The 26445-nt window shown below is 64.4% G+C and carries 13 protein-coding genes, 2 other RNA genes and 3 pseudogenes; 9 read left to right on the plus strand and 9 right to left on the minus strand.

Annotated features, from left to right (window positions below; genetic code table 11):
- Positions 1-195 precede the first annotated feature (195 nt).
- Positions 196-271, plus strand: a non-coding RNA gene (locus tag KWO_RS02660) — sX9 sRNA.
- A 4-nt stretch (positions 272-275) separates the two neighbouring features.
- On the opposite strand, the gene KWO_RS02665 is transcribed toward KWO_RS02660, so the two are convergent.
- Positions 276-2072, minus strand: a complete 1797-nt coding sequence (locus KWO_RS02665; RefSeq protein WP_017113287.1) for an endonuclease — start codon at positions 2070-2072, stop codon at positions 276-278.
- 143 nt (positions 2073-2215) lie between these two features.
- Here KWO_RS02665 and KWO_RS02670 point away from each other — a divergent pair.
- The 3 genes from KWO_RS02670 to groL all read left to right on the plus strand — a co-directional run bounded on the left by KWO_RS02670 (position 2216) and on the right by groL (position 4562).
- Positions 2216-2291, plus strand: a non-coding RNA gene (locus KWO_RS02670) — sX9 sRNA.
- 197 nt (positions 2292-2488) lie between these two features.
- Positions 2489-2776 carry a co-chaperone GroES gene (locus KWO_RS02675; RefSeq protein ID WP_003483210.1) on the plus strand — a complete coding sequence of 96 codons (288 nt, stop codon included), beginning with the start codon at positions 2489-2491 and terminating at the stop codon, positions 2774-2776.
- A gap of 145 nt (positions 2777-2921) precedes the next feature.
- On the plus strand, positions 2922-4562 hold the full coding sequence (gene groL, locus KWO_RS02680; protein WP_010368157.1) for a chaperonin GroEL: 1641 nt from the start codon (positions 2922-2924) through the stop codon (positions 4560-4562).
- Positions 4563-4858: 296 nt separating this feature from the next.
- Here the strand turns inward: groL and xopX (KWO_RS02685) are convergent, their stop codons facing one another.
- The 3 genes and pseudogenes from xopX (KWO_RS02685) to xopX (KWO_RS02695) form a co-directional block, all read right to left on the minus strand.
- On the minus strand, positions 4859-7042 hold the full coding sequence (gene xopX / locus KWO_RS02685; protein WP_227479775.1) for a XopX family type III secretion system effector: 2184 nt from the start codon (positions 7040-7042) through the stop codon (positions 4859-4861).
- A 149-nt stretch (positions 7043-7191) separates the two neighbouring features.
- Positions 7192-7830, minus strand: a pseudogene (locus tag KWO_RS23355) (XopX family type III secretion system effector); the annotation flags it as partial.
- Positions 7831-8005: 175 nt separating this feature from the next.
- Complete coding sequence (gene xopX, locus KWO_RS02695) at positions 8006-10051, minus strand: XopX family type III secretion system effector (RefSeq protein ID WP_227479774.1); 2046 nt, start codon at positions 10049-10051, stop codon at positions 8006-8008.
- Positions 10052-10548: 497 nt separating this feature from the next.
- Between xopX (KWO_RS02695) and KWO_RS02700 the strand changes: the two genes are divergently transcribed.
- On the plus strand, positions 10549-13362 hold the full coding sequence (locus KWO_RS02700; RefSeq protein WP_010379509.1) for a TonB-dependent receptor plug domain-containing protein: 2814 nt from the start codon (positions 10549-10551) through the stop codon (positions 13360-13362).
- A 316-nt stretch (positions 13363-13678) separates the two neighbouring features.
- Here the strand turns inward: KWO_RS02700 and KWO_RS22845 are convergent, their stop codons facing one another.
- Complete coding sequence (locus KWO_RS22845) at positions 13679-13981, minus strand: hypothetical protein (protein WP_126936545.1); 303 nt, start codon at positions 13979-13981, stop codon at positions 13679-13681.
- Between the two features lie 112 nt (positions 13982-14093).
- On the opposite strand from KWO_RS22845, the gene KWO_RS02705 reads away from it, so the two are divergent.
- The 3 genes from KWO_RS02705 to KWO_RS02720 all read left to right on the plus strand — a co-directional run bounded on the left by KWO_RS02705 (position 14094) and on the right by KWO_RS02720 (position 20666).
- Positions 14094-15167, plus strand: coding sequence for a 3-deoxy-7-phosphoheptulonate synthase (locus tag KWO_RS02705; protein ID WP_010371818.1), 1074 nt, complete (start codon positions 14094-14096; stop codon positions 15165-15167).
- Positions 15168-15954: 787 nt separating this feature from the next.
- Positions 15955-18132 (plus strand): translocation/assembly module TamB domain-containing protein, encoded by a 2178-nt coding sequence (locus KWO_RS02715; RefSeq protein ID WP_017113778.1) that lies wholly within the window; start codon positions 15955-15957, stop codon positions 18130-18132.
- Positions 18133-18224: 92 nt separating this feature from the next.
- Positions 18225-20666, plus strand: coding sequence for a hypothetical protein (locus tag KWO_RS02720; protein ID WP_010379512.1), 2442 nt, complete (start codon positions 18225-18227; stop codon positions 20664-20666).
- 287 nt (positions 20667-20953) lie between these two features.
- Here KWO_RS02720 and KWO_RS02725 read toward each other — a convergent pair whose 3' ends face one another.
- A complete protein-coding gene (locus tag KWO_RS02725; protein WP_010379514.1) occupies positions 20954-21874 on the minus strand; it encodes an SMP-30/gluconolactonase/LRE family protein in 921 nt (306 codons plus the stop codon).
- Complete coding sequence (locus KWO_RS02730; RefSeq protein ID WP_010371802.1) at positions 21874-22392, minus strand: cupin domain-containing protein; 519 nt, start codon at positions 22390-22392, stop codon at positions 21874-21876. Before KWO_RS02730 ends, KWO_RS02725 begins: the two co-directional genes overlap by 1 nt.
- A 162-nt stretch (positions 22393-22554) precedes the next feature.
- Here KWO_RS02730 and glnE point away from each other — a divergent pair, with 162 nt between their 5' ends.
- Complete coding sequence (gene glnE, locus KWO_RS02735) at positions 22555-25380, plus strand: bifunctional [glutamate--ammonia ligase]-adenylyl-L-tyrosine phosphorylase/[glutamate--ammonia-ligase] adenylyltransferase (protein WP_026113384.1); 2826 nt, start codon at positions 22555-22557, stop codon at positions 25378-25380.
- Between the two features lie 81 nt (positions 25381-25461).
- Here the strand turns inward: glnE and KWO_RS02740 are convergent.
- Positions 25462-25857: pseudogene (locus KWO_RS02740) on the minus strand (VUT family protein); the annotation flags it as partial.
- Positions 25858-25878: 21 nt separating this feature from the next.
- A pseudogene (locus tag KWO_RS02745) lies at positions 25879-26128 on the minus strand (transposase); the annotation flags it as partial.
- Positions 26129-26445: the final 317 nt, after the last annotated feature.

A 26445-nucleotide genomic window follows, 5' to 3' on the forward strand; every position in this document is an offset into this window, starting at 1 on the left:
GATCGGCGGCCTGCTGCCTGCCGGCGACACATACCTCGGTGGAGTGCCTGGCGGTACCTCCGTTCTGGGCAGTGTTTCCGCACGATCCAAGCCCAGCGGCCCGACGCCTTACGCGCCGGGCCAGTGCAGCTTGGAACAGCTGAAAAAACCACTGCGCTCACCGCCAGGCGCGTGCGGCCGGTGCTTGGAATCGGCATGTACCACGCGTACACGCAGTTCTGAGCGTGCCGTCCGCACCCGCCCGGCGACTGCTCGCTGCGTTTTGTTAGCCGTTCTTAATTGGCCAACTGGCAGCTAGCTGGTTTGGCCGAATTGAACAGGCTGGCGGTGGCCCATTCGGGGTGATCCACGAACGGGTTGCGGTTGCCCTGGAAGCTGAAGATCACCTGGTTGCGGGCGCGCTCGGCATCGTCCGGCGGGTCGGCCTGGTGCCAGGCCAGCAGCGTGGAGAGCAGGCCCATATACGCAGGCGATGCCGAGGTCTGCACGATCTTGCTACGGTCGTCGGTGAGCTCCAGGTCCGGCTCGGATTGGCCGGTAGCCGCGTCGGTGCCGCCTTCGTAGCGGATCGCCATGTACATCACCGCGCGCGCCATGTCGCCTTTATGCCGGCCCCACACCTCGAAGGTGCCGCTGTTGCCGTCGGGCGTGCGCACCCAGTTCGAATTGCCGGGGTAACGCCCACTGCCGCCGCCACTGCCGTCGTTGACCTCGGTCACGCGCTCGCCGCAGCTGCTGGTGCAGGTGGCATAGGGCTTGTTGCCGCGGTCCGCGTTGAAGGTGGTGTCGGTCAGGTACAGCATGTGGGTGTCGGTGTAGGGCGCGTACGGCAAGCCGCGGTCGCCGGTGGCACTGCCGAAGCCCAGCGAGTTGGGCCAGGTGTGCTCGCGGTTATAGGTGAGCCCGCTACCGGTGCCCGCGCGGTCGCTGACCTTGGCGTAGCTGCGGTTGCGGTAGGCGTCCAGGATGCGGCCGCTGTTGTTGGGATCCTCGTCGGCCATTTCCAGAATGGTCCAGGTGTTGGTGCCTGTGCCGCTGTATGGGTAGACCGTGTGGCCATGGATGGTGGCATGCAGCGAGCAGCGCAGCTGGCTGGCATTGGCGGTGTTGACCCGCGAGTAGTAGCCAGTGCCACCGCCACTGGCATTAGCCACGGTGAAGGCAATGGACTGGTTGGCCGCCGGGCTCAGGCCGCTGGCATCGCGGATGGCGCTGGCGGTGATGGCCAGGGTGCAGCGCTCGCCGCCGACCAGGGCGGTGTTGGTGGATAGCGTGAAGCGGGTGCCAGTCGTTGCGTAACTCAGTGCCACGTTGCCGGAACTGGCGCAGTTCAGCGCAAACGCGCCGCTGCTGAGCGTCACCGCTTCGCTAAAGCCCACTGCCAGATCGCCGGCGGCCGGGAAGCCGGTGGCACCCTGGGTCGGGGTAGTGCTGCCGATGGTGGGAGCGCCGGTGCTGCCGCCGCCGTCGCTCCCAGTGAAGGTTTGGCCGCGGTTGCAGGCGCCGAACGTCTGCGCCGCCGAGCCGGCCCAGCTGAAGTTGGCCGCGCTGCTGCTGCTGCCGGTGCCGGTCAATTGCAGCGAACTGCCAACCGCGGTGCTGTTGCTCTGGCTCACCGGCAGGTTCTGGCTGGCCACGCCGGCCGCCGGGCCGCCGCTGCCGGTGATGGCGCCTTCGTAACTGAGGAACTGCACCAACTGCCCGTTGGGGTCGACCAGCGCCACGCCGTCGTTGGGGCCGTTCTGCACGCCGTTGCTGGCGTAGCTCACCGTGGCGATACGCACCTGGCTGCCGCAGCTCACCACACTGCCGGCCGGTACCGCCGTGTTGGCATACACCACCGCAGCACTGGGGGTGTTGCCGTTGTACAGATAGATCCGGTAGCCGCTTAGCGATTCGCCAGCCGTGGCCACCACTTCCACACCTTCGCCGCTGTCGCCGGAGGCGCCCGCGTCGTCGTAGTGCAGTTCGTTGATGAAGACCGCCGCATTGGCGGAGGTGGCGCTCAGCGCAAACGCGCAGGCCAGGGGAAGGGTGCAACGCAGGGACACAACACGGGACGGCCACCTCATCGACGGCTCCTTGTGATCGGGGAATGCGATCCCGACTGTAAAACGCGCGCATGACAAAAGGTGGAACCTGGTTCCATTTCTAGAGCGACAGAAAAAACTACTGCGCGTCTGCCAGGCGGGCGCGGACGGTGCTCGGAATCCTCATGTACCACTCGTACACTCCGGCTCTTCCGCGCCGTCCGCGCCCACCTGACAACCGCTCGCTACGTTTTGCCAGCCGCTCTCGGCGTTTCGGAGGGAGCGGTCAAAGAAAAATTTTTACCGCCAGCCCTTGAAAGGCCGCCCACGCAGCACAATCTCTGGCCCGCACCCGCTCTGTCGGGTTTTTTCCGCGCGCTGTGCTGGCAGTCGTCATATGCGAGTGCTAACATCGCCGATAATTTCCAGGCCCATCAAATACTTAAGAGGTCTTCTCTATGAGCATCAAACCGCTTCACGACCGCGTTGTAGTCAAGCCGATCGAAGCCGACGAAGTTTCCGCCGGCGGCATCGTGATCCCGGACTCCGCCAAGGAAAAGTCCACCAAGGGTGAAGTCGTCGCAATCGGCGCCGGTAAGCCGCTGGACAACGGCAGCCTGCGCGCGCCCGTGGTCAAGGTTGGCGACAAGGTCATCTACGGCCAGTACGCCGGCAGCAGTTACAAGTCCGAAGGCGTCGAGTACAAGGTGCTGCGCGAAGACGACATTCTGGCCGTCATCGGCTGATCAGGCGCTACGCGCCGGGAATCGGGAGTAGGGAATCGGGAATCGGTAGAGCGGCCAACGCCCTCGCCATCCCACCCAGCCCCGAGATCCGCCCTTGATTGACCCATTTCTCATTTCCCATTCCCAATTTCCGGAGTAACAACCAATGGCTGCTAAAGACATTCGTTTCGGTGAAGACGCACGTACCCGTATGGTTCGTGGCGTCAACGTGCTTGCCAATGCCGTGAAGGCAACCCTGGGCCCGAAGGGCCGCAACGTCGTGCTCGAAAAGAGCTTCGGCGCCCCGACCATCACCAAGGACGGCGTCTCCGTCGCCAAGGAAATCGAACTGGCTGACAAGTTCGAGAACATGGGCGCGCAGATGGTCAAGGAAGTCGCTTCCAAGACCAACGACAACGCCGGCGACGGCACCACCACCGCCACCGTGCTGGCGCAGGCCCTGATCCGCGAAGGCGCCAAGGCTGTGGCCGCCGGCATGAACCCGATGGACCTCAAGCGCGGTATCGACCAGGCCGTCAAGGCTGCGGTTGTCGAGCTGAAGAACATCTCCAAGCCCACCACCGACGACAAGGCGATTGCCCAGGTCGGCACCATCTCGGCCAACTCGGACGAGTCGATCGGCAACATCATTGCCGAAGCGATGAAGAAGGTCGGCAAGGAAGGCGTGATCACCGTTGAAGAAGGCTCGGGCCTGGAAAACGAGCTGGACGTGGTCGAGGGCATGCAGTTCGATCGCGGCTACCTCTCCCCGTACTTCATCAACAACCAGCAGAGCCAGTCGGCCGACCTGGACGACCCGTTCATCCTGCTGCACGACAAGAAGATCTCCAACGTGCGCGACCTGCTGCCCGTGCTGGAAGGCGTGGCCAAGGCCGGCAAGCCGCTGCTGATCGTCGCCGAAGAAGTCGAAGGCGAAGCGCTGGCGACCCTGGTGGTCAACACCATCCGCGGCATCGTCAAGGTCGTGGCCGTCAAGGCGCCGGGCTTCGGCGACCGTCGCAAGGCGATGCTGGAAGACATGGCCGTGCTGACCGGCGGCACCGTGATCTCCGAAGAAGTGGGCCTGGCGCTGGAGAAGGCGACCATCAAGGACCTGGGCCGCGCCAAGAAGGTGCAGGTTTCCAAGGAAAACACCACGATCATCGACGGCGCCGGCGATTCGGCCGCGATCGAGTCGCGCGTCGGCCAGATCAAGACCCAGATCGAAGACACCTCGTCCGATTACGACCGCGAGAAGCTGCAGGAGCGCGTGGCCAAGCTGGCCGGTGGCGTTGCAGTGATCAAGGTCGGCGCATCGACCGAAATCGAAATGAAGGAAAAGAAGGCACGCGTCGAAGACGCCCTGCACGCGACCCGTGCCGCCGTTGAAGAAGGCGTTGTCCCGGGCGGCGGTGTGGCCCTGGTGCGTGCGCTGGTGGCTGTCGGTAACCTGACCGGTGCCAACGAAGACCAGACCCACGGCATCCAGATCGCCCTGCGCGCCATGGAAGCCCCGCTGCGCGAAATCGTGGCCAATGCCGGCGAAGAGCCGTCCGTGATCTTGAACAAGGTCAAGGAAGGCACCGGCAACTACGGCTACAACGCCGCCAACGGCCAGTTCGGCGACATGGTCGAATTCGGCATCCTGGACCCGACCAAGGTCACCCGTTCGGCGCTGCAGAACGCAGCTTCGATCGCTGGCCTGATGATCACCACCGAAGCCATGGTGGCCGATGCACCGAAGAAGGACGAGCCGGCAATGCCGGCCGGTGGCGGCATGGGCGGCATGGGCGGCATGGATTTCTGATCCAGCCGGCGCAAGCCGACACGCAACACCGCAGTCAAAAGGAGCCCCGCAGCGATGCGGGGCTTTTTTTTATACAGCGCGCTGTGCATCGTCGTGCCGGCTGCACGATGATGCGCGACGAGCGGCGCACGCTTCGCTTGCCGGGAGCGTTGTGCCTACTCCAGTCCGGGACGACATCGCACCCGCCAAGCCATTACGGCGTGCGATCTGGTCGCCGCGGCCCTGGATTCCGGGAAGCCCGCCGCGCGGCGTGAGCTGGCGCGTTTGGCGCGCCGCTGCCTGTCTGCCTTGCAGTGTCAATGCGGTGTCGAAGCACGGCCGGCCGTCGCGTCATCGCGGGTCGAGGGAGACTGCGCATTGTCCAGCGTTGTCGCGGCTCCGGGCTCGGCAGAGACACTGTCTTCCACGCTCTCGCCGTCAGAGTTGGTGGACAGCCGTGGCGGACTGGTGTCCGGTGTTTCTGCGATGGGCGCGGCGACGCCGTCATCCTCCTGGATCTCGGTGATGGTGACGCGGCTGGTGCTCGGCTGCGCCGCGGCGCCGGCGTCCCGGATCGCCTGTAGCGCGGCGTCTGGAGCGACTTGCTCCTCGTAAGCCTGCAGGTGCTCCGGCGACAGCTGGAGCAGATACCGCAACGTGCGACGGCTCGTCTCTTGCAGCTCCTCCGGCGTGGAAGGAACGGTGGTTGCGAGCTGCGTGCCATCGGGCCCGGTGAACAACCGGCGGATCTGCCGTCCACCCCAGTTCATCGCCTTCTCGGTGGCGTCGGCGACCGGACCCGGCATCGTCGCCGCCATCAGCGACATGACCGCACCCGCGTAGTAAGGCGAGGTGGACGACGCTTCGATCAAGCTCTGGTCGGCGAAGGTAGTGGCAAGTTTCTCGGCAGTAAGTGCCATGGCAATCACCATGCTGCCGCCGCACATGGCCTTGAAGCGCTCCATCGTGTCCTGCCGGTTCGCATGCTTGTTGAAAGTCGACTGCAGCATGACCGCCGCCACGACCGCGGTATCGGCCAGCGAATCCACCGTCCCGATCCGGTCCGGCTGAATCAGGTAAATCACCGAGCCGGTCACCGCGATACCCAGCAAGGCCAACGACAATTTGGCGGCAACGTCGTCGTTGGATAGTTGCCGTGGAATCGACTCAGACCGGTCCTGGCCGTGCTGTAGCGCAGTGCTCAAGTGCTTGCAGCAACGATCAAGCGTTTCCAGCAGATGGGTGCACTGGGCATTGAGCGTACGGGTGAGTTCATGCCCCTGGCCCGGGCCGGTGAAGTCGCGGCGCACCTGTTGAAATGCATCCCGGCCGTTGAGCAGCACGGTTGCGATCTGGTCGAGTTGCGTGCGTAGTTCCGCGCTGATCTGCCCGGGGGTCATGCCGGCGCGCGTCCGCTGCGCGGACTCGGTGAAGCCCAATTGGTGCGCAGCGCTCGCGCGCAACCGCGACACCTGGTCGCGCGCGCGATTGCCCAAGGTGCTAATGCTGTTCCAGAGAAAGGGGGTCATCATCATCGCCGCGCAGGCCGTTGCTGCGGCTGCGCCAAACCCCATGTTGTTTTCCACTGCTTCGGCTTGATGTCGCATAGCCTCGCTGCCGGCCTTCTTGGTGATTTCGAATGGCAGGAACAAACCATTGAGCAGGTAGGCATACAGATGCAACTCGTTGGCGTCGCGCCCCAACTGCCCACCGCCAATGATCGGGATGGGAAAGCCATCGGCGGTAGGGCGTAGTGCGGATGCCGACAGCATCAGCACACCCCTTGCTGCCAGTGCAAGCGAATACCCAAACGTCTTGGCCTGATTCGCCATGAACGGGCTTGGCACGAGCAGTGGCCAGGCATTGCCCAGGTTGAGCAGTGCCTTCAGCGCACGACCGGTTGCCGGTGTTCCGTGCTCCAGCGGATGCAGCGCCTTCTCTACCGCTTTGATGTCGCTCAGGAACGCGTTACGGAAGCGCTTTTCCAGTCCGTTTTGAGGGTTCGAGATGGCCCCGCGTAGATCCGCGATGGCTGCGCTCAAACGCGCCAGGCTATGCGGTGCGGCCTGCTCTTGATCGAGATGACGCACCATTTGCAAAAAGGCGGGGTCGCTCGCGTGTACTTGCAGCATGGTGCGCAGATCCGATTTCGACCAGAGAGTGGACGCCCCGTTCGAGACCGCAGCGTAGGCCTGCTGAAGGCCGCTTGCCAATGCAGCATTTGCGCGCGCGGCAAGTGTCGCGCCAGTGGACGGGCCGGAGGCGTGTGCGGGCGAATGCGCCTGCATGTCAGGGTCGTGCAAGGCCATCGGCGAAGCGCCTTGCTCGAAGTCGGCGCTGGATGCGCGCGACCGGCTGCGCGGAGTGAGCGCCGACAAGCTGGGGTGGAGTGGCGTTTGCCTCGGCGGTGCGGCGTCGGCGACGGGGGCGTTGTCCGCGTTGACGTCTTGCAGTGGCGCGCGAGAAGAAGAGCTTGCGGCTTGTGTTTTGTTGATCTCCATGGAGAGTTTCCTTGGTGAGGGGAATGGCCAGCTCGCACTGGCTGGCGTACATGAATCATTCGTACAAACGTGCCCGGCCGATGTAGCGCGGTGCGAAGTGCTGCACTGCAGGAAGAATCGACGAAATAACACAATGGCAACTTGTGATCGCGTAACGCCTCGCCACCTGTGCCGTGCTGCAGTGGCTGCAGCGCGTCTTCCACGGCCTTGATGTCGCCGAGCAATTGCTGACGCAAGCGTGCTTCCAGATCGGGTGCCGCTTCGCTGGCATCGCGCAGCTGCGTGATCTGCTGGCGGCACGCGGCCAGACTGTGCGGCACGTGCTGTTCCGGGTCGGTGTGACGCGCCATCTGCAGAATGCAGGATCGTCCGCATGGATCTGCAGCATGGTGCGCAGGTCTGCCAGCGACCAGAGCTTGGAAGCGGCGTTTCTGAGCGTGCCGGAGAGTTGCAGCTCCCCCTCGGTCAAGCCGGCGGTTGCTTTGCGAAACACGGAACTGTGTGCATCCACCGTAGGCGGCCTAGGCTGCAGCATGGTGTGCTGGGGCGGTGCCGCATCTGTGCCAACGCTGGCGGTGTCTGCTTCGATGATCTCGGTGTCGGAGCTTCCGGCCGGCGACGAGGGCCTGCGTGTGCGCTGGCTGAGCCCGCTCAATTTCGGATCGCGTTGGGGTTGGGGGGGCCGCACCCTCAGGTGTCGGCTGCGATGCCGCCGGTGCGGCTTCCTGGGGGAATTGCGTGTGCGGCTGGATGGCTGCCTCCGCTTGATTCGGTTGCTTGATGTGCATGGGATATTCCTTGGCGTGATGTGAGACGGCAGGATTCGGGCACTAGCAAAGTCATCGGAACGGCGCATTCATTGCGCAGCGGTTGAGTCCTGTGGCGGCCGAGGTGGATGTCATGGCATCGCGGGCCGTGGACGTCACTGGACTCGCTGCGAATGCACCGTTGGCGCGGCGGCGCTTAATCTGAGCGCGGCCTGTCAGCGCCCCCCGGCGCACGTTCGGGCGCAGCGGCTTGGTTGTCATCGATCTCGGTAAGGGTGACGCTGCTGCTGGGGCGGGCTTGCGCCGCTTCGCCGGCTTCCTGGATGGCTTGCAGGATCGAATCTCCCACGTTCTCCGCGTACTCCTCTAGCTGTTCATCTCTCAGGCTCAGCAGATACCCCAACGTGCGGTGCGATGTTTGCTGCAGTTCTTCGGCAGAGGAGGGAACACGGGTTTCCAGCGGTGTGCCATCCGGTCCGGTGAACCTGCGGCCAAGCTGGCGTTCGCCCCAGTTCATCGCCAACTCCGCACCGCGTGCGATCGGGCCTGGCATCGTCACCGCCATCAGCGACATGATGACCCCGGCATAAAACTGAGCGTTCGGTGAGGATTCGATCAAGCTTTTGTCGGTGAGCACCTTGGACAACTTCTCTGCGCCCAGCGCAAGGGCGATGACCATGCTGCCGCCACACATGGCCTTGAAGCGTTCCATTGCGTCTTGCCGCGTGGCCTGCTTATTCCATGTCGACTGCGCCATCACCGCTGTGACGATGCAGGTGTCGCTGATCAGGTTGATCGTGCCCAACCGATCAGGTTGGATAAGGTAGACGGTCGAGCCGGTCACCGCAGTTGCCAGTATCATCAATGCCACCTTGGAGGACACATCGTGGTTGGGCATTTGGCGCCCAAGACTTGGCGTCTGTTCGCTATCTAGATGCAATACGCTTGCGAGCCGTTTGCTACACCTGTCTAGCGTTTCCAACAGATGCGTGCATTGCGCATTTACCGTCCTGGTGAGTTCGCGCCCTCCATCCTGATTGATAAAGTCGCGGCGCGCCTGCTGAAACGCCTCGCAGGAGGCGTCCAGCTGTTCGCGGATTAGCTGCAGCTGCGCGCGGACCTCTTCGTTAATGCGTTCAGGCGGCAGGCGGGCGCGCAGTTGCTGCGCCTGGTTGTTCAGACCCGTTGCCTGCGCTGCGGCGGCGCCCAGGCGTGTCGTTGTATCCAGCAGTCTGTTGCCGAGCTTACTGAGGCTGTTCCAAAGGAACGGGGTCAGCATCATGGCCGTGAAGCTCACCGAAACGCCCGCGGCGTAGCCGATGTTTTTGCTGACGTCCTCGGCGTTTCTGCGCGTATCCGGATCGCCGAATTTCTTTGGAAGTTCGGTAGTGAGGAACAACGTGTTGATCAGCAGGTTGTAGAGATGCATTTCGTTCGCTTCGCGGCCTAGCTGACCACCCCCGATGATCGGAAAGGGAAAGCCGTCAGCAGTGGGGCGTAACGCCGAGGCCGACAGACTAAGTACCCCCTTGGTGGCGGTGGACATAGTGAAGGCGAAGGTTTTGGCCTGATTGCCCATCAGCGGGCTGGGAATCAAGATCGGCCAGAAATTGATGAGGTTGCCAATCGATTTCAGTACGCGTGAGTCGCCCGGTTCGGTGTGATCGAGCGACTGCAGGGCGTCCAGTACCTGCTTAACGTCGCCCAGCAGCTGCTTGCGTTGATGCGTTCCGAGTCCGCATGGTCCCTCGATGATCCCGGCTAGCTCCTTTATCTGCTCGCGGCAGGAGGCCAACGTATGCGGCGTCACGTGTTCCGGATCGGCGCCCCGTAGGATTGCCAGAAACGCAGGATCGTCCGCATGGATCTGCAGCATGGTGCGCAGATCCGCGAGCGACCAGAGATTGGACGCACCCTTCGATACTGCAGCGCGAGCCTGCTGAAAGCCGCTTGCCAACGCAGCATTTGCGCGCGCGGCAAGTGTCCCGCCAGTGGACGGACCGGAGGCGTGTGCGGGCGAATGCGCCTGCATGTCAGGATCGTGCAAGGCCATCGGCGAAGCGCCGTGCTCGGAGTCGGCGCTGGCAGCGCGCGACCGGCTGCGCGGAGTGAGCGCCGACAAGCTGGGGTGGAGCGACGGTTGCCTCGGCGGTGCGGCGTCGGCGACGGGGGCGTTGTCCGCAAGGGCGTCGTGCGGTGGCGCGAGAGAAGAAGAGCTTGCGGTTTGTGTTTTGATCTCCATAGAGAGTTTCCTTGGTGAGGGGAATGGCCAGCTCGCACTGGCTGGCTCATGAATCATTCGTACAAACGTGCCCGGCCGATGTAGCGCGGTGCGAAGTGCTGCACTGCAAGAAGAATCGACGAAACAACACGGTGGCAACTTGTGAGCGCGTGACGCCCCGCCACCTGTGCTGGTCGAGTGCGCTCGGAGCACGTGGGCCGTACTGAAGACGGCGCCAGCCCGCCGCAGTGCCAATCGCCGGCACACTCTGCAATCACGTGTTGACACCGATGTCATTGCAGCCTTAGCGTCACATGGCAGGCGCTTGCGCCGAGCGGTCGGGGGGCCATCGGACAAGGGGGCAGCGGTGCATGCATCGCTGGCAGGCGTCGTTGCAGCGCATTGCACGCCGGCCACGGCCGGCCTCTCCCGGGGATCTTATGAACTGCCGCAGTCATCGCCTTGCCTTGTCGATTTCCGTCTCCCTCGCCGTGACTGTCGGGTGCGCGCCGCCGCTCATGGCCCAGCAAACCGAACCCGATGCCACGCGCGCCACCTCCACGCTGGACGCGGTCAGCGTCACCGGCTCGCGCATCAAACGCGCGCAGGTCGAAGGCGCGCAGCCGGTGGTCACCATCAGCGCGCAGCAGATACAGCAGGAAGGCTTTGCCACCGTCTACGACGTGCTCAACAGCATGAATCAGCAGGGCTCGGTGGAAGCCGATACGCAGTGGGGCTCGCATACGCCCAACGCCTCGCCGATCAATCTGCGCGACCTGGGGCCGGGCCGCACGCTGCTGCTGGTCAACGGCCATCGCGTGGCCGATTACCCGCTGCCCTACGGCGGCGAGAGCAACTTCTCCAACTACAGCAATATTCCGTCTGCTGCGGTGGAGCGCATCGACATCCTCACCGGCGGCGCGTCGGCGATTTACGGCTCCGATGCAGTGGCCGGCGTGATCAACGTGATCCTCAAGCGCAACTACCAGGGCGACCAGATACGGTTGCGCGGTGGCACTGCCACCGAAGGTGGACGCGATAGTTTCGACGTGTCGTGGGCCGGCGGGCGCACCGGCGAGAACTGGAGCCTGACCTACGCGCTGCAAACCACCAAGCGCGACCCGCTGAGTGGACGCAATCGCCCCAAAATGGACGATTCGGACGACATGTCCTATTCCAACTGGACCGGGCAGAACCGCCTGTACGGCTTCAACCCGTTCACTGGCTTGAGCCTGATCGATGCCAACACCAACGAGCGCCTGGCGCCGCCTGCCGGCACCTGCGCGCGCTTCGGCGGTGAGTTCATCGACGGGCAGCGGCTGAGCTACAACCAGAACACCGGCGCACTCACCAATGCCGGCGATTACTGCGGCGTTGCGCGCGATTACGGCGACTGGGGCCTGGTTACCGGCAGCGAGGATTATTCGGCGTATCTCTACGGCACCTGGAAGTTCGGCGAACACACCGAGGCCTGGGCCACGGTGTCGGCCAACCGCAGCATCGGCCGCTGGACCTACGACCCACCGTACGCGTATCTGGGCCCGTTCCAGGACGCAGCCACCGGCCGTTCGTTGAATTTGATCCGCCAGCTCACCCGGCGCGAAGCCGGCGGTTGGGACCGGCTTGCCAACGACAACAAGGAACAATCCTGGGATCTGAGCGCTGGCTTGCGCGGCGTGTGGGCCGACCGTTTCGATTGGGAGTTGAGCGTGGGCCGCTCGCGCTACACCGTCGACGAATACATCCGCACCGTGGACACCGCGCGCGCCACCGACTACTTCCTCGGCAGCTCCCTCGGCACAGCCGCCGATGGCACGTCGATCTATGCGATCAACCAAGCGCGCTTGTATACGCCACTGTCGATGGACCAATACGACGCGCTGGTCGCCAAATCGCACAACGCGGCGTATTCGTGGGTCAATCAAGCAAGTTTCAGCGTGAGCGGCGATGTGGTGCAGAGCTGGGCCGGGCCGATCCGTTTCGCCACCGTGGCCGAAGTGGCAAAGCAGGGCTATCAGCTCTCCCCCGACCTGTGCGCCAACGCGTGCTACCCGGTGGATGTGGTGGACAGCGGCGGCGGCGAACGCCTGCGCAATTCGGCCGGTCTGGAATTCCAGATTCCGTTGCTCTCCACATTAAGCGCGAATGTGGCAGGCCGCTACGACCGCTACGGCAACTACCGTTCTTCGGCCGCCATCCCCACCGATGTGGGCACGCAGAGCGACACCACCTGGAGCGCCGGCCTGGAATGGCGGCCGGTGGAGAGCCTGCTGGTGCGCAGCACGGTGGCCACCAGCTTCCGCGCGCCGGACATGCATTACGTGCTGGGCGAACCCAGTTCCACCAATCAGACGGTGATCGATCAATACCGCTGCATTTCCTCGGGCGCGTACCTGACCGGCGGCTGCAACGACGAGAACAACAACATTTTCTACACCGTGGATGTCAATCGTCGCGGCACCCCGGATCTACGCTCGGAAACCGGCCGCTCGTTCACCGGTGGCATCGTGTGGGACATCGCACAAGGCTTGTCGTTGAGCGTGGATTACTACCGCATCCAGCTGGAGGAAATGATCAAGGATCTGGACCGTGACGACATCCTGTCGGCCGAAGCCGGCTGCCGCACCGGCACCACCATCAGCGGCGGCACCTGGAATAATCCGGGCGGCGCGGGCTATTGCGACACCATCACCTCACGCGTGATGCGCAATGCCGACGGCACTATCGCCAGCATCGAGCGCGGCCCGATCAACCTGGCGCAGATGGAAACCTCCGGTATCGATGCCGCGCTGACGTATCGCCTGGCCACCGCAGGCTGGGGCAACTTCCAGTTGTCGCTGGACTACAACAACCTGATCGCCTACCGCGAGCAGATCTACCGTACCGATAGCGACGAAAACCGTCGCCACGAACGCGTGCGCAGCCGCGTCCGTGGCAGCGTGCATTGGGACAACGGCGGCGCCTGGGACTGGACCGTGTACTTCCGCCGTATCGGCTCGATGCGCGCCGTCAACTGGGGCACCTGCGAACGCTTTGATGACGGCTTTCAACCCAGCGCCTCCGATGCGTGTCTGGTGACCGATACCGCCAACGTGCACCTGGGCGAAACCAGCAAGCGTTACTTCGGCCGCGTAGGGCCGGCGATCTACTGGAACCTGAGCACCGGTTACAAGATCACCGACCACGCCAAGGTCAATTTCTACGTCAACAACGTGTTCAACGAAGTGGGCTATGACCACAAGGAGCGCTTCTACGGTTACGGCTTCTACAACACCACACTGTTCAACCCGATTGGCCGCGAAGTGGCGGCGGAGTATGTGTTTACGTTCTGAGTGATTGCGGCACCTCTGCACGTCACGGTTGGTGCCGTGGCGTGCGAGTGTCTGATGTCTGTGTTGCGATGGCGCGGATGAAGCTGCCATCGCGACGGCGATCGTATCTATCAGCGAAGTCAGCACAGGGCGTTCGACCACCTTTGCGTTGGCGACGTACGACGCCGCGGTCGGCACTGGGAGGTGGCGTGTTGGTGATGTGGTCGCAACGCACTCGATAGATCGCTGGGGCCATGCCGAACATGCGCAGCCGTTGAGTTGGCGATGCTTGGGGCGGACTGCGAGATTTATTGAGGCGACCCGTTAGATCACTGTTTCATTGATTGTTCGCATCGAGCCGATTGGCTGCAGCGATGTCGCCAATCGCCAGGTTGGCCATCGGCCCCGCAAGCTGTGCCGAAATCACTGCTTCAGGAGTCACTGCGCTCCTGTGGGCGTGTCTTTCAGCGGCGGCAAAGGCCGTTTGCCTCAACCCGCGCCCGGTTCCGTTGCCGATGAAACAGTAGCAACGGGCAAATGTGCGTGGTATCAATGCAATCCATGAACGCATCCCGCAGCCAGTTTTATTTTTGGTACTACGGTTTTCCAATGCCGCTGGCGGAGGAAGGATTGCGCTCACCCTGAAGGAAACTTCAGCAGCATTCCCGAAAAGCCGCCAGCGCACACTGGCGGCTTTTTTGTTGCCGCCTCGCCTGGCTCCCCGATGCAACACCGCCCACCGAGACACTGTTATGCCGCCTGTGACCGATGACCTGCGTATCCGCAAGATCGAAGCCCTCGCACCGCCTTCGCAGCTGCTGTCGCTGCTGCCCTGCGATGAGCGCTCCTCCGAAACCGTGACCAACTCGCGCGTCGCGCTACACGAAATCCTGCATGGGCGCGACGACCGCCTGGCGGTGGTGATCGGGCCCTGCTCGATCCATGACCCGGTCGCGGCGATGGAGTACGCGCGGCGCCTGCGTCCGTTGCGCGACCAGTTTGGCGACGCGCTGGAAATCGTGATGCGGGTGTACTTCGAAAAACCGCGCACCACCATCGGCTGGAAAGGCTTGATCAACGACCCGGATCTGGACGGCAGCTTCCAGATCAATAAAGGCCTGCGCGTAGCGCGCGGCTTGCTACGCGATATCAACAATCTCGGCTTGCCGGCCGGCGTGGAGTTTCTCGACATCATCTCGCCGCAATACATCGCCGACCTGGTGGCGTGGGGTGCGATTGGCGCACGCACCACCGAGAGCCAGGTGCATCGCGAATTGGCGTCCGGCCTGTCATGCCCGGTGGGCTTCAAGAACGGCACCGGCGGCGACGTCAAGATTGCGGTGGACGCAGTGGGCGCGGCCTCGCATCCGCATCATTTCCTGGCCGTCACCAAGGACGGCCATACCGCCGTGGCAGCAACCGCGGGCAACCCGGATTGCCATGTGATCCTGCGCGGCGGCAAGCAGCCCAACTACGATGCGGCCAATGTGGAAGCGGCCAGCCAGGTGCTCAACAAATCTGGCTTGCCGGCGCGCCTGATGATCGATGCCAGCCATGCCAACAGCAGCAAAAACCCCGAGAATCAGCCGAAGGTCATCGACGACATCAGCAATCAGCTGGAAGCAGGCGAAACACGCATCGTCGGCGTGATGGTGGAAAGCCACCTGGTCGGCGGGCGCCAGGAATTGCTGCCGGGCCGCGCGCTGACCTACGGCCAGAGCATCACCGACGGTTGTATCGGTTGGGATGCCTCGGTGCAGGTGTTGGAACGTCTTGCGACAGCGGTGCGCGCGCGGCGTGCGCGACGGGTTGCCGAGGCTGCGTGAGCTGCGGGACCGCATTATTAGCGGCGGCAATCGCGCCTGCAATGATGCTTATGCGCCGAATGCTCAAGCCCTCTCCCCCGGGAGAGGGGGTGAGGGTACGGCGCAAGACAGCCATCCCAAACCACCTGCTTGCAAATGGCCTGGCGCAGCCTAACGGAAAACAGCAGCTTTGAAGGTCAGCAAATTCCACTAGCAGCACATCACGCGCAACGCTAGGAACTTTCACAGTCCAGCATCCGAAGCACGATATGCGATGTGCAAATATCCACGTGCAGCACCTCCAACGCAGCACACACTTCTGCCATCAGTGACTCACGATAAAAAGTATCGATCAGCATGGCAGCGAGCGCATCAGCGTCAATGGCCGCCACAGACGAAGAACGTCGGGCCGGCGCAGCGAGCCGGCCCGACGGATTGGACATCACCAAGTGACGGCCCGTTTTGCTCAGTGGAAGGAGGGGGAGAGAGCCTTCCTGTCACTTCACGCTAGCGGGCAGTCACGTTATCCGCCCGGTACGTGACCCTGCGATGTCGCTGCATGTCGCAGGCAGCAATGAAGTTTTAGAAGCGTTAAACCCAGGGAGTGTTGATGCCAAACGTTCAGCGCGACACCAGTGTATACGCTGCCAGGGATACGATCTTGCTGCAGTGATCACGGCCGCTTGCCAATCTGTAAGCTCCACCGCGCATCCCCAATCCCTCATCTCCATAGCGGCAACGGCCGCATTCACGCCTCGCGGTCAGCACAACCGCGATAGTGGCGGCAGACTCTTTCCTGCCTGTGCCCATGCCCTCACTTCGCGACCGCTTTCAGCGCTGGCCACGGCCGTGGCGTCGTGCGGTGGTCGTGGTGTTGGCGCTGTACGCGCTGTACCTGCTGGCGGGCAACATTTATCTCAATACCCCGCTGTTCGACGCCAGCACCAACCGGCAGCCGCATAAGTTCACCATGCAGACCGGCCCGGCGCTGACGCTGTTCCCGGGCGAGGTCCTCGCCTGGAACGTGCGCATGCGCGGGCAGGCCAACCGCACCGTGTACGTCTTCCATGCCGACCGCGCACACGCACGCGTGGCGCTGCTGCCGTTGTTCCGGCGCCAGGTGCGTCTGCCGTGGCTGCACGCCACCGGCCTGAGCGCGGAAGTGGAAACCTCCGACACGCCGATCCCACCGCCGCCGCGTGGCGACCAGGGCTGGACGTTGCGCTTCGATGCGATCACCAGCAACAGCATCCGCAGTGCGCGTCTGGGCAAGTTGCTGATTGCCGGTAACGGGCACGGCAGGGTCGGTTTCCTGAAGCAACTCAAGGGCGGGCCGTCGGAGCTGTTTCCGTCCGAAGCGGGCTTTACCGATGCGGTGGTCAGCTACGACGGGGTGCGAGTGTTCAACGGCGCGCAGCTCGACACGCAATTCCAGTTTCCGCGCCATTACCGCGATGAAGCGCCTGGCTTGCGCAAACTCGGCATCACCCGCGCGCGGCTGCAGTTGAAGGCCAATACCGCGGCGCTGAAGATCGATACCGGCGCGCCGCATGTGGACGTCAGCAGCGGACCATCGGCGGCGCGTGTGGAGGCCGATATCCGCCTGGACGGCGGCGCGCTACAGCCGGGCAGCCGTGCGGTATGGCGACTGCCGTTGCTGGCCGGTGTGGGTGCCACCGACCGCGGCATGCTGGCGCTGCAGCTGGACGTGGCGCAGGACATCCGTGTGCAGGCACGGCTGCCGCGTGATGAGAAGACCGGCAGCGAACTGCACGCCGATCTGCGTGTCGCCGGCCGCAGCATTCCGTTTGAACAACCGGCGCAGGTGCTGCCGCGCTTGTCGGGCCAGGTGCGCGGGCGCTGGAAGTTTGAATCCTTGAACTGGATCGCCGAACTATTTGTGCGCAAGCCCTGGTTTCAGCTGCAAGGCGGCGGCCTGGTCGAGGCGGATCTGCGTCTTGCTCAGGGCCGGCTCACCAGCGGCAGCACCCTGGATATTCCACGGGTCGAGGCGGTGGCGCAGGTGTTCGACACGCGGCTGGCCGGTATCGCCAAGGCGCACGGGCGCATCGACGATGCCGCCACGCCGCAGGCGCATCTGGATGTGAGCATTCCCACCTTCAAGGCGGCGCCGCGCGATGCACCCAAAGAACTCTTGCTGGATGGCCGTGATCTGCACCTGGCCATGCATGGCGATGCCGAGCTGGCCCGCTTGAGCGACACGCTCAAGGCGCAGCTGCGTTTCAGCGATGCGCGTGTGCCCGATCTCACCGTCTATAACCGCTATTTGCCGGGCAATAACGTGCGCCTGCTCGGTGGCAGCGGCAGCCTGACCGGCGATGTGGCGCTCAATGCGTCCGGCGATGTCGGCAGCGGGCATGCGAATCTGCGCGGGCAGGGCGCGCATCTGGCATTGGCCGGCGTGCAGATGCGCGGCGATGCCGAGTTGCAGGCAAGGCTGCAACGCGCAGACTTCAAGAACAAGTTCTTCGACCTCAGTGGCACCCGCATCCGCCTGCGCAATATGCGCGTGGGCGATGAAGGCAAAGGCGCCAACTGGTGGGGCGAGCTGCAGGTGGGTGCCGGCACCATCCAGGCCGATGCACCGTTCCAGGTGGATGCCGATGCGGCCATTCGCATGCGCGATATCGCACCGCTGCTCTCGGTGTTCGCGCAACGCGCCGACTATCCGCGCTGGGTGCTGGGCTTGCTGGATTCGGGCGAACTGGATGCCACCGGCCGGGTCCGCTGGCGCAAGCAGCAGTTGGTCGTCGATGACCTGCATGCGGAAAACGCGCTTTTGTCGCTGCGCGCGCGGCTGGCCTTGAACGATGCGCAGCGGCGCGGCGATCTGTATCTGCGCTGGGGCGTGCTTGGTGCCGGCATCGAGCTCGATGGCAAGCAGCAACAATGGCATCTGGCTGGCGCACGTGAGTGGTATGACGCACAGCCCGGACTGTTGCCGGCGGTCTCCAAAACCAAGTGATGCGGTTGCCGTCGCGATAGCGCCGCGCCCTGCTCACGGCAGACTTGGCACACTGCGCATGCCGCGTGCGCGGTTTTCAGGAGCCTACCGTCATGACGATGCCTGTGCGCGCCCGCTGGCGTGCCTTGCCGCGCGCACTGCGCTGGCCGCTGCTGGCGCTGATCGCGCTGTACGCAAGCTATGTGCTGCTGGGCAATCTGTTGCTCAATACGCCACTCGGCCCGGCAGCGCTGAACCGCTCGCCCGATAAGTTCACCATGCAATGGGGCCCGGGACTGACCTGGTGGCCCGGACGTGTGGTGCTATGGGACGTCGATCTGCAAGGCCATTCGACGCGCACGAACTGGAACGCGAATGCGCAGCGGATGAGCGGGCAGATTCGGCTGCTGCCATTGCTGCACCGGCAACTGCTGGTGCCGGAGTTGCACGCGCACGGCGTGCGTGGCGGCATGCAGGCTGCTGTCGTAGCGCCGGGGGCGTCAGCGGCGCAATCGTCTGCGGCAACGCAAGCGACGCGTGCTGCTGTTGCTCCGGTGAAGGGGGGCGCCGATACGCCGGCCGCTCCAGCACACGAGGGGATGCCCACAGCAACGCCCAATGTCGAAAACACGGCGGCGACGCAGCCGCCCGCGCAGAATCTAGGCGTAACGACTGCAACCACCACAACCAACGCAACGCCCACAACCGGTGTGACGCAATCAGCCCAGCGCGTTGACGCTCAAGCCAGCACACCAACATCACCAACCGCCTGGACCCTGCAATTGGACCGCATCGTTGCCGATCACGTGCAGGACTTGGCGCTGCGTCAGCTCCACATCGAAGGCGACGGCCAACTGCAACTGGGTCTGTTCAAGCAACTGCGTGGCGGGCCGATGGAAATCTTTCCTTCGCGTGCAGTGTTCGAATCAGCGCGTGTGCGCTGGGGCGAACACGAAGTGCTGCGCAATGGACAGCTGCGTATCGAAGCCAGCATCGCGCGGCATTCACCGGATCAGGCAAGTGGACGAGCAGTGCTGCAGCTCACTGATGCGCTGATCGCCTTGCATGGCGACACCGCAGCGTTGGATGTCACCCGCAATGCGCAGGGCCGGCACACGGTCGCAACGCGTGCCGGCAAGGGGCGTGCGGATGGTGAACTGCGCTGGATACGCGGTGCGTTGCAGTCTGGTAGCCAACTGCGCTGGCGCGCACCGCTGCACGACAGCACGCGCGCACCGGCTGCTTTGCTGGGCGAACTGACCGCGCAGTTGCAGGTCGATCAAAATATGCGGGTGCAGGTACGCATGCCCGAGCCGGCCGATGCCGGGCTGACGCTGGATGCCGACCTGCGCGTGCAAGGCCGGCAGTTGCCGTTGCAATCCATGCGCAGCCTGTTGCCGCGCACTTCCGGGCATGCGCGGCTGCATTGGCAACTGTCGTCGCTGCGCTGGATTCCCGCGCTGTTTCCGGATGTGGACTGGCTCACGCTGGAAGGCGACGGTCTGGTTGATGCCGACCTGCAGATCGATCGCGGCCAGCTTGCTGCCGGCAGCCGCCTGCAGGTGCCGCATGTGCAAGCGCAGGTGGGCGTGATGGGGCACGCGATTACAGGGCAGGCCAGTGCCGATCTGCGCGTTGATGCCGATGCCAACGGACAATTGCTGCCTGTGCTTGCATTGAAAATGCAGCAGTTTTCAATCGCACATAGCGACGCAACAACGCGCCCGTTCGTGCAAGGCAGTGATTTGCGCCTGGATCTGCAAACACGCGCCGATGCACGCAACCTGAGCAGCCTGCGCGATGCCACGCGCGCGCACTTGGTGTTTACCAATGCGCGCGTGCCGGATCTACGTGCCTACAACCGCTATCTGCCGCAGCAGCAACTGCGTTTTGACGGCGGCAACGGCGTGCTCAGTGGCGATCTGCAGATCGAGCCGGGTGGGCGCATCGGCAAAGGCGGTTTGCGCATCGGTGCGCGTGCAGCGCGGCTGCAGTTTGCCGGCTTGGCACTGCGCGGCGATGTGGATGCGGACCTGCGTCTGCAGCGCGGCGACCTGCGCGCCGAAAATTTCAGTCTGGACGCCAGCAGCATCCAGCTGCGCAATGTTGGGTTCACCGGCCCGGATGGACAGCGTCGTGATGGCTGGTGGGCGCGCATCGTGCTGGACGATACGCGCATGCAATGGCGTCAGCCGGTTGGTGTCGATGGAGGTGTGCGTATCCAGGTGCGCGACCTGGCGTTTTTGGTGGCGTTGTATACACGCGACCGCTCGATTCCGAACTGGATGCTGCAATTGGTGGACGCCGGCCAGGCGCAGCTGACCGCGCGCGTGCACTGGCAAGGCGAAACGGTCATCGTCGACCGGTTGCAGGCACGCAACGAGCGCTTTCAGGTCGATGCGCGTCTGCGGTTGCGGGGCAACCAACGCAGCGGCAGCCTGCTGGCACGTTGGGGACTGCTCAGTGCGGCCGTGGGCCTGCGCGGCGATATGCCCGAGTGGCATCTGCTGCGTGCACAGCAGTGGTATCGCGCACAGCCGGACCTGCTGCGCTGAGGGCTGCAGCGCGTGCACCGGTGTGAGGGAAAGCGCCAGTTCTGTACTACTTAGTATTGTTTTGCAGTGCAGCGTGCAAGTCGGATTCGGGGGGCGCACTATGATCCTGCATCCCGACGTGGGGGAGGGAGCAAAGCCCGCTGGCAGTTCGCTGCAAGCGGGCTTTTTTAATGCCTGAACGTTACCGGGTCAAGCGCCAGCCGGTGCCAGCGGCCAAACCTTGCACGCCCGCGGCACGCCACAGCAAATGCTGTCCTGACGCGCCGTGGCGCCCCGGCTCGCGGGGCTTATTGCTCCAGCTCCAGCAGCCACAACGTGCTGCCGCCGGTGATGAATAACCGCCGTTGCGCCAGATCGAATGTGCAATTGGAGGCCGTGTGCGGTGTCGGCACCAGGCCGAGCAATTGGCCGTCGCTGTCGAAGATGCACACGCCTGCGCCGGAGCTGCTCCACAGCCAGCCCTGGCGGTCCACGCAGAAGCCGTCTGCCAGGCCGTCCGGCACCACCGCGAAGCGGCGCTGGTTGTGCAGTGCGCCATCGTGCCAGTCGAAGGCGGTGATCTCCGGCTCGCCGGGGCCGCCTTCGGGCGTCTGCGACACGTACAGCACGTCTTCGTCGGGCGAGAACGCCAGCCCGTTGGGATGATCCAGGCTGACCATGCACTGCAGGGCGCAGCCGTCGGGCGGTAGCCGGTAGACGCCGTGATGGTCCAGTTCCCGCGGGCCCGGGCAGCCCTGGCTGGGCTTGAGCAGCCCGAAGGGCGGGTCGGTGAACCAGATCGCGCCATCGCGCGCGACGATCAGATCGTTCGGCGAATTGAGCCGTCTGCCCTCGAACCGCCCGACCAGCAGATGTGCCCGGCCATCGACATCGCTGCGGGTGATCGCGCGGCGCCCGTGTTCGCAGTGCACCAGCCGCTGCTGCGCATCCACCGCATTGCCGTTGGTGAAGGCGGTGGCGTCCAACAACACATCCACTGCGCCGTCTTCGCGCCGGCCAAGCACGCGGCGGCCCACCACATCGCTCCATACCAGCGTGCGCTGCGCTTCCCACCAGGCCGGGCCCTCGCTCCAGGTGGCCTGGTCGTAGAGGGTCTGCAGGCGCGCGTTGCCCAGGCGCGCGGCCAGCGCCGCGTGTTGCGTGGTGGGTGGCGGGCAATCGGCCGGCTGGGCAGCGCCGGGTGCGCGAACGCGGCAGTGGCTGTCCATCAACGCGGCGTCGGATGGCCGAACGGATGCGCGGTGGCAGCCGCTGGCGATTGTGCAAACTGCACCATCATTTGCAAGCAGGGCTGGTCGCCCAGCTGGCCGGAACGGTGGCCGCGCTGATCGGTGGTGCCCTGATCCTGGCCGAAGTGGATGTCGCCAGGGCCCATTTCCACGCGTGTGCCGTCGCCGGTTTCGATGAACCAGCGGCCGCGCAACGGAATCACCCACTGCGGGTGCGGGCTCTCATGCCAGTCGCCGACCCAACCCACCGGTAGCACCGCGAACTGGATGCCGCGCACCTCGCCAGGAAACGGCCGCAACCACTGCGGTGCGGCGCCGCCGCCCACGCTCTTGCTGCCGAAGCCGGGCAGCTGCGAGGCGTTGAGGCAGCTCTTGCCATCCGGGCCCGTCCACAGATGCAGGAAGGGCAGGCTGGGCGGCAGCGCGGGATCGTTGCCGTCCGTATCGAGCGGAATCAGCGAGGGCAGCAACGCTGCAGGCAAGGTGGTGGACGACATGGCGAAGCCTCGTGCGAAAGCCGCAGTGCAGCATGGGTTTTGTCAGGGCTGCGTCAGCGAGATGTTCAAAGTGGCGAAATGCTGCACGCCGTGTTGCAGTCGCTGTGCGGGATGTCGCGCATGTGTGCACTCCCTGCGTGGCAGGGATGCCAAAATCCGGTCATGCCGATGCCTACCCCTTCCATGTCTCCTGCACTCACCGCCCTTATCGAGCGGGCCGTGGCGCGTGTCCGTCAATCAGTGCCTGTCGAACAGGCCTGGCCAGGCGGCGCGTTCGATCGGCAGCTTGCGCAGGTGGCACTGGCCAGCGAGTTCGCGCTCGATACGCTGGCGCGACAACCGGCATTGCTGCAGCACCTGGCACAACCCGATCCGCCGCCGCTGCCATTGCCGCAGCTCGATCCGGCCCAGCCACAGCTGTGGCCTGCGCAATTGCGACGCTATCGCAGCGCCGAGTCCACGCGCCTGGTGTGGCGCGATGTGCTCGGTCTGGACAGCGTCGAGGCCACCCTGGCCGGCGCAACCCAGCTGGCAGAGCACTGCTTGCAATGCGGCCTGCACGCGCTGGAGCAGCAATTCGCTACCCGCCATGGAAACGTCATTGCCGAAGACGGCAGCGTGCAACGCCTGGTGGTGTTCGGGCTGGGCAAGTTGGGCGGTGGCGAGCTGAATTTTTCCTCGGACGTGGATCTGGTGTACGCCTATCCGCAGCGCGGTCAATCCGATGGTGCGCGCCCATTGGCAGCAGAAGAGTATTTCGCGCGGTTAGGCCAGCAACTGGCCAGGTTGTTGGACGAAACCACGGCCGAGGGCTTCAGCCATCGCGTGGATCTGCGCCTGCGTCCGTTCGGCACCGCCGGCCGGGTGGCGCTGTCGTTCGCCGGCATGGATCAGTATTTCCAGCGCGAAGGCCGCGACTGGGAGCGCTATGCCTGGCTCAAGGCGCGCGCGGTGGCTGGCGATGTTGACGCCGGCGAAGCCTGGCTGGAAACGCTGCGGCCATTCGTCTACCGGCGGTATCTGGACTTCACCGCGCTGGATGGCTTGCGTGAGATGAAGGCGGCCATCACGGCCGAAGTGGCGCGGCACGATCGTCTGGACGACATCAAGCGTGGGCCCGGCGGGATTCGCGAAATCGAGTTTCTGGCGCAATCGCTGCAATTGATTCGCGGTGGGCGCGAGCCGCGTCTGCGCGAACGCCGGCTGCTGCCTGCGCTGCAGGCGCTGGTGACCGCAGGCCAGATCGACCAGGAGAACGGCCAGGCGCTGACCACCGCGTATCGTTTTCTACGCCGGCTGGAAAATCGCCTGCAGATGTTGTGCGATGCGCAGACCCACGCATTGCCGCAGGCGCCGCTGGATCGTGAGCGGATCGCGCTGGGCCTGGGCTACGCGGAGTGGGCGGCCCTGCTGGATGCGCTGGCGCCGCAGCGTGCACGCGTTGCGGCCGAATTTGCCGAGCTACTGGCCCCGCGCGTGCGCGCGACCGCACCGGACATGCTGGCCGATTACTGGCGCGCGCTGCCGGAGGGCGATGCAGCGCCGTTGGCGGGGATTGGCTTGAACGATCCCGCCGGCGCACATCAGGTATTGGCTGATTTTGCGCAGTCGTCCGGCGTGCGTGCACTGTCCGATAGCGCGCGTGCGCGGCTGGATCGGGTGATGCCGGCGCTGCTGCACGCGGCCACCCGTGCCAGTCAGCCGGATGCGGCGGTGCGCCGCATGCTGGGCCTGCTGCAGGCCACCTTGCGCCGCACCAGCTATCTCGCTCTGCTGGACGAACAGCCCAGCGCGCTGGCACGCCTGGTCGATGTGCTCTCGCGCAGTGCGCTGCTGGCCGAGCGCCTGGCGGCGTATCCGTTGCTGCTGGACGAATTGCTCGACACCCGCATCAGCGGGCCGCTGCCGGATCGCGCAGCGCTGCACGCGGCCTGCGCCGACACCTTGCATATCGACGACACCGAAGCGGCGTTGCGTGAACTCAACGAGCGCCGGCTTGCATTGAGCTTCCGGATTGCACTGGCAACGCTGGATGGCCGCCAGCAGGCGGTGGAGAGCACCCGGCAACTGGCCTGGCTTGCCGAAGCGGTGGTGCAGACCGTGCTGCAGCTGGCGCGCAGCGAAATGGTGGCAGCGCACGGGCACGTGCCCGGTGGCAGCTTCGCCATCATCGGTTACGGCAGTTTGGGCGGGCTGGAACTGGGATTCGGATCGGATCTGGATCTGGTGTTTCTCTACGATCATCCGCCCGAGGTGGACGCCTCCGACGGCAAGCGTCCGCTGGAAGCCGGGCGCTGGTTTGCGCGGCTTGCGCAGAAGGTGATGGCATTGCTGGCTGCCGAGACCGGCGCCGGCCGCCTGTACGACATCGATGTGCGACTGCGCCCGGATGGCGGCAAGGGTGCGCTGGTGTCGTCGCTGGCCAGCTACCGCGAATACCAGCGCGAGCGCGCCTGGACCTGGGAGCATCAGGCCCTGGTGCGTGCACGCGCGGTGGCCGGCGATGCTGCCCTGTGCGATGCGTTCGCACAGGTGCGGCGCTATACGCTGATGCGCGTGCGCGACACTGCGCAGTTACATGAGGACGTGCGCAAGATGCGCGCGCGCATGCGCGCCGAACTGGATCGCAGCGATGCCGGCCGGCTGGACCTCAAACAAGGCGCTGGCGGCCTGGTGGATCTGGAATTCGTGCTGCAGGCCGGTGTGCTCGGCCTGGCAGCACAGCAGCCGCAGCTCCTCGATGTTTGCGATACGCCGGCGTTGATCGACGCGCTGGTGCAGGTGCACTGGCTGCCGGATGACAGCGCCGCACCGCTGCATCAGGCGCATGCAGCACTGGTGGATGCCGGCCTGAGCTGCACGCTGGACCGCCGCCCGCGCCTGATCGCACCGACGCCGGCCATCCAGCAGGCGCGCGGCATTATCTTCAATGCCGCGCGGGTGCAGGGCCTGACGTTTCCGCTGGGCAAGGACGAAACAGCGCTGTGAGTGCGGTGCATGCGATGCGTGCGTAGCAACCGACAACAACGATGCGTTGCCGTCCTCGCGGTAGCAAGGCATGCGCTAGCGTTATGCGTTCTGCCGACGCGGCGCGCTAGGCCACAGCAACGCGCGAAATGGGCCGAGTAGAAATATGCCGATGCCCAGTTTCACTGCCAGATCGCCGGCCGCCCAGCTGATCCACGGCAGGCCCACGCCCGCAAACGCAATGCTCCAGAAGATGGTGGTATCCAGGGTGGCGCTGCAGGTGGTGGCCACGATGGGCGCGCGCCACCAGCTGCCGTTGCGCAGGCGGTCGAACACGCTGATGTCCAGCAATTGCGCCGCGATAAAGGCGCTGCAGGAGGCCACCGTAATGCGTGGCGTCGCCAGCCAGAACGAGAGCAGCACCGCCAACGCAAACCCGCACCAGGCCAGCGTGCGTGCCGCACGCGGCCCGAAGCGGCGGTGGATCAGGTTGCTGACCTGGGTCAGGGCGTGAAGCTTAGGTCGAGCTCCGCCTGGGCGAAATACGCACTGACCTTGCGCAGAATCTCGCTGGCTTGCCCCAGCGCGCGCACTTCGCGTTCCAGCGCTTTTATCCGCGTCCGCTCGTCCGTCGTCGGCCTCCTGACGCTGCCGGCATCACGCTCGGCCTGACGCACCCAGTTGCACAGCGTCTGCGACCAACAGCCAATTTTCGCGGGAATTGATTTGATTGCCCATCGCGGGCTGACTTTCTTTGGTGCTCCCGCACTAGCCGAACCGCTCTTACGCTTCCAAGGAATACTTCGTCTTACTCATGGCCCCATCTTCTCAGGAGTTTGAGCCTCCCAACTTCCCGGAGCGATTCACCCCGCAATGCTTCGCCGTCCCAACCATGACTTCGGGCAAAAAACGACATTCAGAAAGCTCTGCGTCAAACTTTATTCACCACTCACTGCAGGAGATCAACATGGGAATATGTAGCTCAAAGCCGTGCCTGCAGGCTCACCTGGACATTATGTGACCCCTGTCACAGGGAAGATTGATCAGAACATCCTGAGAAATAAATTCTCAAATTGATTTCGAGGT

The organism is Xanthomonas vasicola pv. musacearum NCPPB 4379 (genome assembly GCF_000277895.2).
Lineage (GTDB): Bacteria > Pseudomonadota > Gammaproteobacteria > Xanthomonadales > Xanthomonadaceae > Xanthomonas > Xanthomonas vasicola.